16 protein-coding genes are annotated in these 12,696 nt (G+C 47.2%); 6 read left to right on the top strand and 10 right to left on the bottom strand.

Annotated elements, in window-relative coordinates:
- Positions 1 to 17 precede the first annotated feature (17 nt).
- Complete coding sequence (locus ACQKD4_RS11180) at positions 18 to 566, bottom strand: LemA family protein (RefSeq protein ID WP_015880351.1); 549 nt, start codon at positions 564 to 566, stop codon at positions 18 to 20.
- Positions 567 to 694: 128 nt separating this feature from the next.
- Between ACQKD4_RS11180 and ACQKD4_RS11175 the strand changes: the two genes are divergently transcribed.
- Complete coding sequence (locus ACQKD4_RS11175) at positions 695 to 1,879, top strand: amidohydrolase (protein WP_427373385.1); 1,185 nt, start codon at positions 695 to 697, stop codon at positions 1,877 to 1,879.
- A gap of 11 nt (positions 1,880 to 1,890) precedes the next feature.
- Here the strand turns inward: ACQKD4_RS11175 and ACQKD4_RS11170 are convergent, their stop codons facing one another.
- The 5 genes from ACQKD4_RS11170 to ACQKD4_RS11150 form a co-directional block, all read right to left on the bottom strand.
- On the bottom strand, positions 1,891 to 3,219 hold the full coding sequence (locus tag ACQKD4_RS11170; protein ID WP_214695701.1) for a hemolysin family protein: 1,329 nt from the start codon (positions 3,217 to 3,219) through the stop codon (positions 1,891 to 1,893).
- Between the two features lie 91 nt (positions 3,220 to 3,310).
- A complete protein-coding gene (locus ACQKD4_RS11165) occupies positions 3,311 to 3,784 on the bottom strand; it encodes a DMT family transporter (protein WP_427373384.1) in 474 nt (157 codons plus the stop codon).
- Positions 3,785 to 3,795: 11 nt separating this feature from the next.
- Positions 3,796 to 4,470: a Crp/Fnr family transcriptional regulator gene (locus tag ACQKD4_RS11160; RefSeq protein ID WP_427373383.1), complete on the bottom strand. Its 675-nt coding sequence runs from the start codon at positions 4,468 to 4,470 to the stop codon at positions 3,796 to 3,798.
- 14 nt (positions 4,471 to 4,484) lie between these two features.
- Positions 4,485 to 4,910 carry a DMT family transporter gene (locus ACQKD4_RS11155; RefSeq protein ID WP_274664204.1) on the bottom strand — a complete coding sequence of 142 codons (426 nt, stop codon included), beginning with the start codon at positions 4,908 to 4,910 and terminating at the stop codon, positions 4,485 to 4,487.
- A 109-nt stretch (positions 4,911 to 5,019) separates the two neighbouring features.
- Positions 5,020 to 5,679 (bottom strand): type 1 glutamine amidotransferase domain-containing protein, encoded by a 660-nt coding sequence (locus ACQKD4_RS11150; RefSeq protein ID WP_274664205.1) that lies wholly within the window; start codon positions 5,677 to 5,679, stop codon positions 5,020 to 5,022.
- 373 nt (positions 5,680 to 6,052) lie between these two features.
- On the opposite strand from ACQKD4_RS11150, the gene ACQKD4_RS11145 reads away from it, so the two are divergent.
- Positions 6,053 to 7,156: a glycerol dehydrogenase gene (locus tag ACQKD4_RS11145; RefSeq protein ID WP_214746693.1), complete on the top strand. Its 1,104-nt coding sequence runs from the start codon at positions 6,053 to 6,055 to the stop codon at positions 7,154 to 7,156.
- A gap of 17 nt (positions 7,157 to 7,173) precedes the next feature.
- Here ACQKD4_RS11145 and ACQKD4_RS11140 read toward each other — a convergent pair whose 3' ends face one another.
- Entirely contained in the window at positions 7,174 to 7,641 is a 468-nt protein-coding gene (locus tag ACQKD4_RS11140) for a hypothetical protein (RefSeq protein WP_427373382.1), read from the bottom strand.
- A 55-nt stretch (positions 7,642 to 7,696) separates the two neighbouring features.
- Positions 7,697 to 7,915, bottom strand: a complete 219-nt coding sequence (locus tag ACQKD4_RS11135; protein WP_074036747.1) for a hypothetical protein — start codon at positions 7,913 to 7,915, stop codon at positions 7,697 to 7,699.
- 174 nt (positions 7,916 to 8,089) lie between these two features.
- On the opposite strand from ACQKD4_RS11135, the gene ACQKD4_RS11130 reads away from it, so the two are divergent.
- A complete protein-coding gene (locus ACQKD4_RS11130; protein ID WP_427373381.1) occupies positions 8,090 to 8,929 on the top strand; it encodes a M15 family metallopeptidase in 840 nt (279 codons plus the stop codon).
- Between the two features lie 76 nt (positions 8,930 to 9,005).
- Positions 9,006 to 9,341 carry an antibiotic biosynthesis monooxygenase gene (locus ACQKD4_RS11125; RefSeq protein ID WP_074036751.1) on the top strand — a complete coding sequence of 112 codons (336 nt, stop codon included), beginning with the start codon at positions 9,006 to 9,008 and terminating at the stop codon, positions 9,339 to 9,341.
- Here ACQKD4_RS11125 and ACQKD4_RS11120 read toward each other — a convergent pair.
- On the bottom strand, positions 9,324 to 10,025 hold the full coding sequence (locus tag ACQKD4_RS11120; RefSeq protein ID WP_427373379.1) for a CBS domain-containing protein: 702 nt from the start codon (positions 10,023 to 10,025) through the stop codon (positions 9,324 to 9,326). The genes ACQKD4_RS11125 and ACQKD4_RS11120 overlap by 18 nt on opposite strands.
- A gap of 115 nt (positions 10,026 to 10,140) precedes the next feature.
- On the opposite strand from ACQKD4_RS11120, the gene ACQKD4_RS11115 reads away from it, so the two are divergent.
- A complete protein-coding gene (locus tag ACQKD4_RS11115; RefSeq protein WP_427373378.1) occupies positions 10,141 to 10,872 on the top strand; it encodes an AzlC family ABC transporter permease in 732 nt (243 codons plus the stop codon).
- The gene (locus tag ACQKD4_RS11110) at positions 10,869 to 11,171 is read left to right on the top strand and encodes an AzlD domain-containing protein (protein ID WP_427373377.1); all 303 of its coding nucleotides are present in this window, start codon (positions 10,869 to 10,871) and stop codon (positions 11,169 to 11,171) included. Before ACQKD4_RS11115 ends, ACQKD4_RS11110 begins: the two co-directional genes overlap by 4 nt.
- Positions 11,172 to 11,202: 31 nt before the next feature.
- Here the strand turns inward: ACQKD4_RS11110 and ACQKD4_RS11105 are convergent, their stop codons facing one another.
- Complete coding sequence (locus tag ACQKD4_RS11105; RefSeq protein WP_427373376.1) at positions 11,203 to 12,681, bottom strand: HD-GYP domain-containing protein; 1,479 nt, start codon at positions 12,679 to 12,681, stop codon at positions 11,203 to 11,205.
- Positions 12,682 to 12,696 lie beyond the last annotated feature (15 nt).

Genomic DNA, 12,696 nt, shown 5'->3' with positions numbered 1-12,696 from the left:
GCTGCCACCTCGATTCATCAAAACGAGACGCGAACGTTCTCGCGCTCTTCGGCACGCGCCTCGAGCATATCGCGCTTTTCAAAATGGTGCACAGAGGCAATGATGTTCGTCGGTACCGATTCGATTTTTGTGTTGTACTTCATGACCGTGTTGTTATAGAGCTGACGCGAGTATGCGACCTTGTTTTCCGTCTGCGTCAATTCTTCCTGCAACATCTTGAAGTTCTCGTTCGCCTTCAAATCCGGATACGCTTCACGAAGCGCGAATAGATTTTTCAGCGCCCCGCTCAGTTGGTCGTTCACCGCCATCTGATCTTGACGATTCGACTTCTCACCAAGCTGATTTCTCAGTTCGACGACCTTCGCAAGCGTCTCCTGCTCGTGTTTCGCATACCCTTTCACCGTCTCGACCAAGTTTGGAATCAAGTCATAGCGCCGCTTCAACTGTACATCGATTTGAGCCCATGCCTCATCTACCCAGTTTCGATATTTGACGAGCCCGTTGTACATCGAAAAATAAATGAGTACGAGCACGACAACCGCTACAATCGCAATAATCCACCCCATGTTGGCACCTCATTTCTTCATTTTCTCCTGTATTAATTCCCTTTACTCGTATAAGATAAGCTTAACTTTCATAAAAATTAGCAAATGGTTGCAATTCTTAATGCGTTGATCACAAAGGAGTGTACGCAATGGTTGTCACGAATGCCGAAGTACGTTTGACCGAGTTGTTCGAAGAGATGGTGTCTTTACGACGCCATTTTCACCAATATCCAGAGCTATCTTTTCAAGAAGTCGAAACGCCGAAGATGATCGCCTCTTATCTCCGCGAACTTGGGATTGAAGTACGTGAACACGTTGGCGGTAATGGGGTCGTCGGTCGAATCAAAGGCGGTGATGGTCCGACCATCGCGTTACGGGCCGACTTTGACGCGCTTCCCATCCAAGATGTGAAAGACGTTCCGTATCGTTCAAAAGTAAACGGGGTCATGCATGCTTGTGGACACGATGCCCATACAGCGACGCTTCTCGTCCTCGCGAAAGTATTGACCGAGATGGACCTTCCGGGAGACGTCGTGCTGATTCACCAGTTCGCCGAAGAATTGGCTCCCGGTGGCGCTAAACCGATGATTGAGGATGGCTGTCTCGACAATGTGGATTATATTTATGGTGCGCACATCTGGACACCCCTCCCATTCGGAACAGTCGGCGTCAAAACAGGTCCCGCCATGGCGGCAGCCGATCGCTTTGAATTGACCATCACAGGAAAAGGTGGTCATGGTGCGATTCCGCAACATACGGTCGATGCCCTCATGGTCGCCGTGAATGTGGCGAACCACCTCCAACAAGTGGTCAGTCGACGCATCGACCCGCTCGAACCAGCCGTTTTGACCATTGGGACTCTCCATTCCGGTCAAGCGTTCAATGTGATTGCCGAAGAGGCCAAGTTGTCTGGAACCGTGCGTACGTTCACTTCAGGGACGCAAGATAAAATCATCACGGATATGGAACGTATGATTCGTTCTGTCTGCGCTGCGAGCGATGCCGAGTATGCGCTTGACTATATAAAAGGTTATCCAGCCGTCGTCAACCATGTGAGAGAAACAGAATTCGTCCGCCAAAGCGCGAAAGAGACCGTCGGCGAAGACGGTGTCATCGAGATGGCACCACTCATGGTCGGAGAAGACTTCGCTTACTATTTAGAACAAGTACCGGGCAGCTTCTTTTTCACAGGCGCTGGAAACCCTGAACTTTCAGCGATTTTCCCTCACCACCATCCTCGTTTCGATGTGGATGAACGAGCGATGCTCCACACGGCTCACATTTTGCTAGGCGCTTTACAACGAACATGGATGACACATGAAAAAGAGGATTGATGCGATTCGCATCAATCCTCTTCTTTGACTGGTTCTGTTAATTCAGAAACGAGCACTTGGTCAACTCGTTTGCCGTCCATATCGACGACTTCGAAACGAAGACCGTACGCTTCGACCACGTCACCCCGCTTCGGAAAATCACCTAATGCGTAAATGACAAGTCCGGCGAGCGTATGATACGAATTGCGCCCTTCATCGAATCGGTCATCCCGAATCTCGAACGTTCGCTTCAAATCCTCAATCCCGAGTAACCCGTCCGCTAAATACGATCCGTCCTCACGACGAACCACTTCCGGTGTATCTTCTTCAATCATCACTTCTCCGACGATTTCTTCTAAAATGTCGAACAATGTGACCATCCCAAGGAATCCGCCGTATTCATCTAAGACGAATGCGATCTCGACACCATTTTTCTGCATCATCTGAAGCACTTGGCTCGCTTCACGTTGCTTTGGCACGATCAGTGGTTGCTTGATACGTTTTAAAATTTGTGACGGTTCACGCAATGTCGGTAACGTCAAAATGTCACGCACATCGATATATCCGACAAAGTCGTCGAGTGAGTCGCGACCGACTGGTAACTTGTTATGCTTACTCTCGTAAATAGATTTTTTCATGTCATCCATGTCATCCTCTAAGTCGACCCATTCAAGCGTCGTCCGAGGTTGCATGAGCTCATAAATCAATTGATCGTGGAACGCAAAGACGCGTTCGACTTGTTGCACTTCTTCATGGGCGAACTGACCTTGCTGAGCCCCCTCAAAGAGAAGCTGTTTAATCTCAAGCTCAGTCTCTCCACTCGTTTGTTCTGCCTTTAATCCAAGGAGCTTGAATAAGAAGAGCGTTGATTTCGATAAAATCCAAATGAATGGGCGCATCAACTTGCTGAATAGATCGAGCGACGGAATGATTGCCATCGTGACTTTTTCAGGCGAGACGAGCGCAATCCGTTTCGGGACCAATTCACCAATGATGAGCGACAGATACGTAATAATCGTAACGACGGCCACATAAGCAACGGTTCCGGCATACTGCGTACTCATTCCGGCTTGTTCAAATGCCGATGCGAGCGGTGCCGAGAAGCGTGCGCCCCCGTATGCCCCGTTAATAATCCCAATCAATGTGATTCCGACTTGAACGGTCGACAACAAATCTGTCGGGTCTTTCGAATAATGAAGCGCAATCTTGGCACTTCGTTTCCCTCGATTTGCTTCAACCTCAAGTTTTGCAGGCTTCGATGAGATGAGCGCAATTTCTGTCATCGCAAAAATCCCGTTCAACACAATCAAAAACAAAACAATCAACAAATCAATCACTATGGAAGAATCCACTTTTTTCATCACCTCAGCTATTTTTAAAACCATACTGCTTCATTTTATCAAAAAATCGTTACCAACCTGTACCCGTTTTGCTCGAAAAAATAGCCACTCCTTATGAAGTGGCTTCGTTGACAGCTTGTTTGGCGATAGCCGCCGTCTGAGACTGTTTAAAGAGAATAACCCCAACGAGCAGGACCGTAAGCCCAACGACTTGTCCAGCTGATAATGTAATTTGAGGCATCCCGAAAGCGCCATACAAATCGACGAGTAATGCCCAAATGAGTTGTGAAACGAGGATGAGTGACACGGACAAAGTCGGTCCAAGTAGCTGGATGCTCCGCATGACACAATACACGACACCGACCCCAAGTAACCCACCAAGCCAATAGATCGGTGACACATCACGGAATCCGGCAAGATTGCCTCCGAATAACAGTAACGGGATGATCGAACCGACCAAACCGACGATAAAAACTAATACCGTCGTCGCCCAGGCTCCTAAATTTGTATTCATTTTTGCATTGACTGCCGCCTGGACACTAATGAATGCTCCAGCCACTGCTGAACAGATGATTCCAAAAATCATATAATCTCTCCTTACTCATAAAACATGCCGTTCGCACGTTCTTTCAATCGCTCACTATTTAATATGACAACTTCTTTTCTCGTTCGCGTGACCAATCCTTCATCGACGAACGCCTGCAACGTCCGATTCAAATGACGATAACTCGTCCCAAGCCATTCGGCGACTTCTTTACGCTTCAGTTGACTCATTTCAGCTTGAAACAGCTCATTACCCGATTCACTAAGAGAAATCAAATAGCCCGCCAATCGTTCTTCAAGTGTCGACATGAGATGGTTGGATGAGGCGTTCGCCTCGATGAACAGCTTTTCGGACACCCCACGCAATAGATGTTCCGTGAATTCGACCGTACGATTATGACGACGAAGTACCTCGAACGGAATCCGTAAGCAGGTTACCAATCCAACTGCCTCGACAGTATGCAATACGTTACGACCACTCGCATATTCGATGTCTCCAATGAGCGTCGGTGCAGCTTTCAAACGAAGCAAGCGCAACTTCCCTTCTTCACTGAGTGTATAGATTTTGACACGTCCTTCGAGAACGACGAACAAGGATTCAATGTGTTGATTGTTCGAACAAAGCATTGTACCAGATTCATAAGTGACTAAAGAAGAAGCTTCAAGCGTTTCGTTAGAAAAAAGGTGATTCCACTGCAGTCGTGTCAGTGCATCCATCATATTCATCATGAGAATTGAACTCCTTACGCGAATGTATAAATTCCGATCCCGACGACCATTAAGACGAGTCCCATGACCTGTCCCGTATTCATCGGCTTCCGTTTGACACCAAACCAGCCATTCAAATCGATGATAAAGGCTCCTATCAATTGTGCCACAAGCAACACGCAGATTGCCCATGTTACACCAAGTTGTTGAATCGCTGTCAGTTCGCCGAAGACGACGAATACACCGAATAGTCCACCTAGACTATAATACCAAGGCACACGTTTGAAGGCCGTCATGTCTGCATCTCGTTTGAAAAAGTAAATAATGAGCGCCAACAAAAGTCCGACAAAATGGACGATTGTGACGGACATCCATGCCCCTACCGCATCTCCTAGTTTGGCGTTAAAGATTCCTTGTAAAGCAATAAACGTGCCAGATAGTATGGCAAATAGAATTCCCATGTCATTCCCCTCTCTCTTCGTCTGACTGTACAAAAAGAATGACCGCTTGAATAGGACATATGTCCAAAAATAAAAAGCAACTTCGAATGACCGAAGTTGCTTCATGTGTTTATCCTAGCAATTTGACAAGTTCTTTTCCGACCGCTTCAGAAGACTGAGGGTTTTGACCTGTGACGAGTCGCTCGTCGACTGCCACATTCACCGCCCAATTGTCAGCTCCTTTGAACTGTCCACCTTGATTGCGTAGTCCCGTCTCAAGTAAGAACGGTACAGCTGAATCGAGTTGCATTTCTTTTTCTTCTGCATCGGTGAACCCTGTCACTTGTTTATCTTTGACGAGTGGCTCATCGTTGCTCAGTTTCACGTTGACCAATCCAATCGGTCCGTGGCACACCGCACCGACAATATTTCCACTCTCATAGACGTTACGAATAACGCGTTGTAGCGTTTCATTTCCTGGGAAATCGACGACTGTCCCATGGCCACCTGGCAAATAAATTGCATCATATGACTCGTCTGCGACTTGATCAAGTCGCGCTGTGTCTTTGAGCAACTCGCGTGTATTTAGAATGTCTTCTGACAAGCCATCTTCTAAACTATTCGCATCGATTGGCACGTCTCCACCTTCGATACTCGCGACCGTCACTTTGTATCCTTCTTTTTCAAACAACAAGTAAGGAACGGCAAACTCTTCAAGCCAAAGTCCCGTTGCGTGGCCATTTGATAATTGATTCGCTGACGTCGTGACAATCAGTACATGTTTCGACATACTCAATTCCTCCTTCAATAATGAACATACGACACTATTGTTCCCGATTCATCATCCGTTAAACCTGATGAGCTGTCTCGACGTCATAAGGTATGTCTATTTTTAACCTGGTGATTTATTCGTCCTGCCTTTATTTCAACACCCTTTTATACTGTAGATGAATCGACACTTAGACCTATGAAGGGGATATCTCGTATGACGAAACGAATGAATGACTGGGGGTTTCTCATTGTTGTCGCCATCATCATCTTGTTGCTTGTGCTCGGTCAGTTGCCAATCTTCATGTAATCTTCACGGTATTCCTTCACAAACTGTAGTATGATGTCGTTGTAAGCACTTACACTAAACCCGATAGGAAAGGATGAAGTTTACTATGTCAGAACGTATTTTCATCAGTCCGGCTAAGTATGTGCAAGGGAAACAAACGATTGATCGCATCGGAGAGTATGTCGCTCACTTCGGTTCAAACGCTTTACTCATTGCGGATGACGTCGTCTGGGAATTGGTCGGTTCGCGTGTGACACATTCACTGCAGGCGAGCAATATTGAAGCGACGAAAGCAGATTTTGTCGGAGAAGCATCAAAGCATGAGATCACTCGAATCGCCACAGATGCCAAAGAAAGTGGCACAGCGTTCGTGATTGGTCTCGGTGGCGGTAAGACGCTTGATACAGCAAAAGCGGTCGCAGATGAATTGGATGCGCGCATCGTCATTGTACCGACGATCGCCTCGACAGATGCACCGACGAGCGCCCTGTCAGTTATTTACACAGATGAAGGTAATTTCGAAAGTTACCGTTTTTATAAAAAGAATCCAGATCTCGTTCTGGTGGACACCGAGTTGATTGCACAGGCACCGCCACGCTTCCTTGCATCAGGCATTGCCGACGCTTTGGCGACCTGGGTCGAAGTGCGAAGTGTCCTTTCATTCGGAGGAAAGACGATGGCCGGTGGTGTCCCGACGCTTGCGGCGGAAGCAATCGCCGAACGTTGTGAAGAAGTATTGTTCACGTATGGTATTCAAGCGTATGAAGCCGTCAAGGCAAAAGTCGTTACACCTGCGCTCGAAGCCATCGTTGAAGCCAACACCCTATTGAGCGGTCTCGGCTTTGAAAGTGGTGGCTTGGCTGCAGCCCATGCCATTCACAATGGATTCACTGCGTTAGAAGGGGACATCCACCATTTGACGCACGGTGAAAAAGTTGCATTCGGGACACTTGTGCAACTCGCACTCGAAGGACGTCCTCAAGAAGAATTCGAGCAGTACGTTGCCTTTTATATGGCACTCGACTTGCCGGTCACACTCGAAGATATCAAATTGAAAGATGCATCTCGAGAAGATATCTTAAAAGTCGGAAAAGCCGCCACGGCAGAAGGCGAAACGATTCATAGCGGTTTTGATGTCACGCCAGAAGAAGTTGCAGACGCCATCATCGCAGCCGATCGATATGCCCGTCTTTATCAAGAACGGTTATAAAAATAGCGAGAGGAAGCTTACACGGCTTCTTCTCGCTGTTTTTTGGTCGGGATGAACGAAAGGACAATCCCCACTCCCATGCAACTGACTGTCAGGAAAAAGAAAGTCAGCTGGTTCATATAGATGATATTCGTGAACTGGTTCCATCCTTCTGCGAAAGACTCATTCGTAGATAAACGAATCCCTTCCCGAAGAGACGTCGCTTGCGATTGATTGGTCACCCAGGCAATCCCGGCCATGATGAGACTACCCAAACCTAATACGACTCTCCCAATCGGTCGCACTGATGCTGTGACTCGACGTGTCATACGGACTGTAATCCAAATGAATAATAACAAAAACGGCCACCCAATCAAGAGCACGATCCAGTATACATTCCCTTCATTCGGCGTTTCCGAATACGGGGTTGTCATCACTTCACCAAGCTTAAAGATTACAAACGCGATCAACGTCACGATAAACCATGCTTTTATTAACTTCTCCATCTCAACACCTCGTCCTTAGTATAGCAAAAACACCGTATGCGTCTGCATACAGTGTTTAGTCTTTCGGGCGGACGACATAGTAAATCAAAATGACAAGCCACGTCCACACTCCTGTAAAAATTCCGATAATCCCGACGATGAAGAATCCGAGCGGAATCATCGATTTCGTTCGATTGTAGTCCTTCCACATATTCGATAGCCCTTTAATATTAAAGTACAAAAAGGCAAAGAACAGGACGAGCAACAACAGTGGTAATCCAAATAAGACTTCCATTCGCTCACTCCTTTCTACGATCTCATTCGTTATGTTTATTGTATCCGATTTGACTCCTCGCTTCATCGGACCCAAGCTGTATCCTCATCCGACCCAAGGATGGATAAAAGATGCTCACTCCGTCAAGAAAACGGGAAAAGGAACATCATCTAACTCACGAGGAGGCGTTTTGCCATGAAGTCCCTGCGTATCTTGATCATTTGTCTGCTCCTGTTGCAAGCTTCGCCGGTGACAGCGGCATCATCGTCCCCACAACCAGGTTATACCATCAAAACAACCTATCTATATGGTCGAGCGATGCAATCTTCTCCTGTGTTGAAGACGTTGCGAACAAATATCCCCGTTCGCTACACCACGTATAACCGAAGCTGGTCCAATGTCTATATCGGGAGTACAAAGTACTTCACTCCGACCGCAAACCTGAAAGCTGGTATCCCGAAAATGCCAACGGCCGACCGATTACGACTCGTCAATAAAACAAATGGGCTCCCGTCCACTTATCGTTCCTCACAACTTGTGACCTTAACCGTCCCAACTGTTTATCAAAAAGGAAGCGAACGGACATTGATGACAGCGGAAGCCGCTTACGCGCTAGCGAAACTGTATTATGCAGGTCGAAAGCAAGGTCATACGTTATACGCACTCAGCGCCTATCGCTCCTATTCGACTCAAAAATCTCTATATACCTACTGGGTCAATACACGCGGGGTCGCATACGCTTCAAAATATGTCGCCCGTCCCGGACACAGTGAACATCAAACCGGTCTAGCGGTGGATATGACGAGTCAACGTATGCGTCTAGGGTTATACGCCTCCTTTGACCAATCGCCCGAAGGAAAGTGGATGATTCAAAACGCCCATCGTTACGGCTTTATCGTCCGTTATCCGAAAGGAAAAGAAAACATCACTGGTTATAATTATGAACCATGGCATTTGCGCTATGTCGGGATAACCGAAGCGACGACGATGAAGCAGAAGAACTGGGCGTTTGAAGAATGGTGGAGCAAACGTTGAGTGAGCATCCTTTTTCAGGCATTTCCCTATTCACGGTATAATGGAATCATCTTATTCGTATAGGGGGACATGCCGGATGTGGATTGTCATGAATAAACTAGACGTTGAAAAAGGAAAAGTCGATGCGGTCAAAGCGCGTTTCGAGACGACAAAAGGAATCGAAGCGATGGATGGCTTTGTTCGGATGCAAGTGTTGACGGATACGTCCGATGCAGCAATGGACCATGTGGTCATCATGACCACATGGCGTGATGCGGCAAGCTTTGAAAATTGGCGCGACAGCAATGCCTACAAGCACGCCCATAAGAAACGAGATGACGGGACGTCGGAAGTAAAACCGATTGTCCTCGGTAACACCGTTACCCAATATGAGGTCGCGATTGAACACCTCGCCTCAACGGAGCGCGTTTAATAGATCTTGAGGACGGATGATTCCGAGTAGTGTTTCATCTGGACTACCAGTCTCCGTGATCAGGAGGGCGTCGTATCGTGCGCCCTCTTTCATTTGCGTGAAGCAGTGTTGTGCCTCGATCACCGTCGCATCTTTTCGAATAAATCGATACCGATGCATATGCGGGTCATGATGGAGTACATGCTTCACGCGAACTCCTTTGAGTGACAAGTTGGTTCCGTCGATTGTCTCGGCCAACCAACTGGTCACTCCTTTTTTCGTCAGAAGACCACACCAAGAGCCGTTGTCGTGATATACGGGAAATTGTGAGTAATTTTTATCGCGAATCTCTCGGAGCACCTCCGTCAAAAAATCTTCGGACTGAAACGTCACCACTGATTTCGCAAACAATGGGATGACGAGACGTGGATGAAGCAGTTCCCGTTCCACCTCTAAAATCAATTCGACGAGCGACTCGTGAGGCTCCGCGATAATAAAATCGGGTTCACGCCGCTCATGGACGATCGCATTTCGCAATTGACTCATCTGATGTAAATCTTCTTTATATCGATCGATGATTGGATTTTGTTTCGCTAACCGATTCACCATGTTGCTAAAACTGAAATGCTGTCCGTCTCCCATCTCTCGACTCAAGTAGTCCTCGATTCGATGATAGGACGCCAAAAATTCTTCAGCACGACTCATGTGACCACCCTCCTTAACGATACATGTATACCCTCTTTTTCATCATTTGAGCAGGAAACCGTCCATTCATCCCGAATGACATAGAAATCATCTTGATCCATCAAGGAGGGCTGTCATGGCGACTTCAGTTCAATCCACATCCCCATCTTCACAACAGTCAACATTTCGTGCGGGACTTCGAGCAGGTATTCCCGTTGCCATTGGATATATTCCGATTGCCATCGCCTTCGGCCTTTTGGCAAAATCGTTTGATCTGCCAAACGTGATCACGTTATCCATGTCGTTTTTTATCTTTGCAGGGGCGAGTCAGTTCATCACCGTACAATTGCTGATGACCGGTTCGATGTATTGGGAAATCATTCTGACGACGTTCATTCTAAACTCTCGTCATTTTTTAATGTCCGCCTCGCTATCCCAACGGATTGAAAGTACATCTAGAAAACTATTGGCTGCCATCGCGTTCGGTGTCACCGATGAAACGTTCAGTATCGCTTCCACCCGAAAAGAGGCACGTTCTGGTCTGTTCGTTCTCGGGTTGAATACGATTGCCTTTCTCGCCTGGAACATCGGTACATGGATTGGTGTCTTCCTCGCTTTCGGTCTTCCAAGCACGTTACAAGCGAGCATGGGCATTGCGCTATATGCGATGTTCATCGGGTTACTCGTCCCGTCCTTGACGACTCGGCCTGTCTTCGTCGTTGCGAGTTTCGCCATCGTCATGCAAGCGGTGCTTCACTGGATCATCACGCCGTTCTTTCCGATTTCAGATGGAATTCGGATCATCATCGCAACTGTTGTCGCAGCCGGAATCGGTGCTTTTCTATTTAAGGGGGAAAAGGTCTCATGATGTCCTTATTTTTGCTCGTCCTAGGATTGGCGCTTGTCACGTATCTTCCTCGCCTCGTCCCGCTACTCTGGTTAAAGGAATTGGCGTTACCGGCATATATGAAACGATTTCTTTCTTTCATACCGTATGCTGTATTGGCTAGTTTAATTTTTCCAGGAGTCTTGTCTTCAACGACCACTACGACGTCCGCCTTGTTCGGAGGAGTGGTTGCTACGACGCTCGCACTACTCCGGGTCAATCTCGTCATTGTCGTCATCGGAGCCGTATTCGGTGTGTACGCATTCCAAACCCTATCCTAAAAGGAGCCGCACACGAGGTGCCGCTCCTTTTTTATGCAGATATCGCTTGTCGACGAAGCCTTACGAATACGTCTACAAATTCGGCGTCCCATTGCGTGCCACGACCGCTCTCTAAAATAGAGAGTGCCTTTTCCATCGGCATCCCAGAGCGATAAGGCCGATCAGACGTCATGGCGTCATAAGCATCGGCAATCGCCATGATTCTTCCGAACAATGGAATATCGACCTCACTTAAGCGGTCCGGATACCCTTTGCCGTCGATTCGTTCATGATGCGACCGAACCCCGGCCAAAATCGGTTGAAGGGATGCCGGTAAATGAATTTGACTCAATATATGAATGCCAATCGTCGGATGTTCCTGAATTTTTGAAAACTCTTCGTCTGTCAACTTCCCTTCCTTCAGCAAGACATCATCACGAATCCCGATTTTTCCGATGTCGTGAAGGAGTGCAGACTTATTGAGTAAATCGATTTGTTCCTTTGGCAAATGAAGCGCACGGGCAAGTTCTACCGAGTACATCGCCACACGTTCTGAATGACCGGCCGTATAAGGGTCACGTGCATCGAGCGTTGCCGCGAATAAGATGAAGAGGCTGTCCAGCAGTTGCGCATTCTCTTGTTCACGAGCGTTCACCGTCTCGACCATTTGGTTGAAGCCCCCAATCAATTGAGCGAATTCATCTAAATAGGGATTTTCGATTTTCTGAAGTCTCCCTGATTCCATCTGTTCGATTCCTGACGTCAAAAGCCCAATCGGACGTTTGATATTGTCATAGAGTAAGAAACTACATAACACTGCAATCCCAACGATAATGACAAGAATCACGAACGCCCAATTCCAATATGTATCCGTCCGAGTCGAGGTCGACAATTGAACGCTCGAGGCCAACATGAACAGCATGATAGGAAAGACACCCGTAATGAGCATGCTGATCAATAATTTAGTTCGGACACTGAATGAACGATATGTTGCATGGATAGGCTGATGATACAGTTCGAAGTGCCTTTCTTTCATATACACGAGTAACGGTTCCACCGACCGTACCGTCAAAAAGTACTCAATCAATGCGTGCAACACGGCAATCATGACGGCACCGATGGCAGCGAGACCAATCAAACGATACGGTAAATCAATCCAGTCATTGTAAATACATATGGTCGTCAAAGCGATTGACGGAATGGATAGTCCAAATAAATGAGGACCTAAAATTCGCTGTACCGTTAAAGTTGGGAATCGGCTCGCTTGTTCGAACGCTGACGTCAATTCTTGGCTCGTTGGAGACTCAGCTTTAAAAAATCGTCGGATTGGTCGAATATGTTTACGATACAAAAGAAGTTCTGACGTAATCATGATTATTCCTGAACCGAGCATAATGGTCAGAAGCAGTCCGATTTCACGAACTGACAAATCAAGCGTCTGAAAAATGAAGACGCCCCCCACACCAAAAACCGCTAATCCTGAGCCAATCACATAGTTCACAACGAGTGTACGTTGAAATCGTTCAAACATCCCTCTCACCTCTGT

It is taken from the genome of Exiguobacterium sp. NPDC077395, assembly GCF_050269125.1.
In the GTDB taxonomy this organism is placed as follows: domain Bacteria; phylum Bacillota; class Bacilli; order Exiguobacteriales; family Exiguobacteriaceae; genus Exiguobacterium; species Exiguobacterium aestuarii_A.
Note: the sequence above shows the minus strand (reverse complement) of the source record. Positions and strands in the feature narration are given on the sequence as shown.

Bases quoted from the DNA above. Each gene is read 5' to 3' on its own strand.
- ACQKD4_RS11180 (WP_015880351.1), bottom strand. From the start codon at position 566: ATGGGGTGGATTATTGCGATTGTAGCGGTTGTCGTGCTCGTACTCATT.
- ACQKD4_RS11175 (WP_427373385.1), top strand. From the start codon at position 695: ATGGTTGTCACGAATGCCGAAGTACGTTTGACCGAGTTGTTCGAAGAG.
- ACQKD4_RS11170 (WP_214695701.1), bottom strand. From the start codon at position 3,219: ATGAAAAAAGTGGATTCTTCCATAGTGATTGATTTGTTGATTGTTTTG.
- ACQKD4_RS11165 (WP_427373384.1), bottom strand. From the start codon at position 3,784: ATGATTTTTGGAATCATCTGTTCAGCAGTGGCTGGAGCATTCATTAGT.
- ACQKD4_RS11160 (WP_427373383.1), bottom strand. From the start codon at position 4,470: ATGATGAATATGATGGATGCACTGACACGACTGCAGTGGAATCACCTT.
- ACQKD4_RS11155 (WP_274664204.1), bottom strand. From the start codon at position 4,910: ATGGGAATTCTATTTGCCATACTATCTGGCACGTTTATTGCTTTACAA.
- ACQKD4_RS11150 (WP_274664205.1), bottom strand. From the start codon at position 5,679: ATGTCGAAACATGTACTGATTGTCACGACGTCAGCGAATCAATTATCA.
- ACQKD4_RS11145 (WP_214746693.1), top strand. From the start codon at position 6,053: ATGTCAGAACGTATTTTCATCAGTCCGGCTAAGTATGTGCAAGGGAAA.
- ACQKD4_RS11140 (WP_427373382.1), bottom strand. From the start codon at position 7,641: ATGGAGAAGTTAATAAAAGCATGGTTTATCGTGACGTTGATCGCGTTT.
- ACQKD4_RS11135 (WP_074036747.1), bottom strand. From the start codon at position 7,915: ATGGAAGTCTTATTTGGATTACCACTGTTGTTGCTCGTCCTGTTCTTT.
- ACQKD4_RS11130 (WP_427373381.1), top strand. From the start codon at position 8,090: ATGAAGTCCCTGCGTATCTTGATCATTTGTCTGCTCCTGTTGCAAGCT.
- ACQKD4_RS11125 (WP_074036751.1), top strand. From the start codon at position 9,006: ATGTGGATTGTCATGAATAAACTAGACGTTGAAAAAGGAAAAGTCGAT.
- ACQKD4_RS11120 (WP_427373379.1), bottom strand. From the start codon at position 10,025: ATGAGTCGTGCTGAAGAATTTTTGGCGTCCTATCATCGAATCGAGGAC.
- ACQKD4_RS11115 (WP_427373378.1), top strand. From the start codon at position 10,141: ATGGCGACTTCAGTTCAATCCACATCCCCATCTTCACAACAGTCAACA.
- ACQKD4_RS11110 (WP_427373377.1), top strand. From the start codon at position 10,869: ATGATGTCCTTATTTTTGCTCGTCCTAGGATTGGCGCTTGTCACGTAT.
- ACQKD4_RS11105 (WP_427373376.1), bottom strand. From the start codon at position 12,681: ATGTTTGAACGATTTCAACGTACACTCGTTGTGAACTATGTGATTGGC.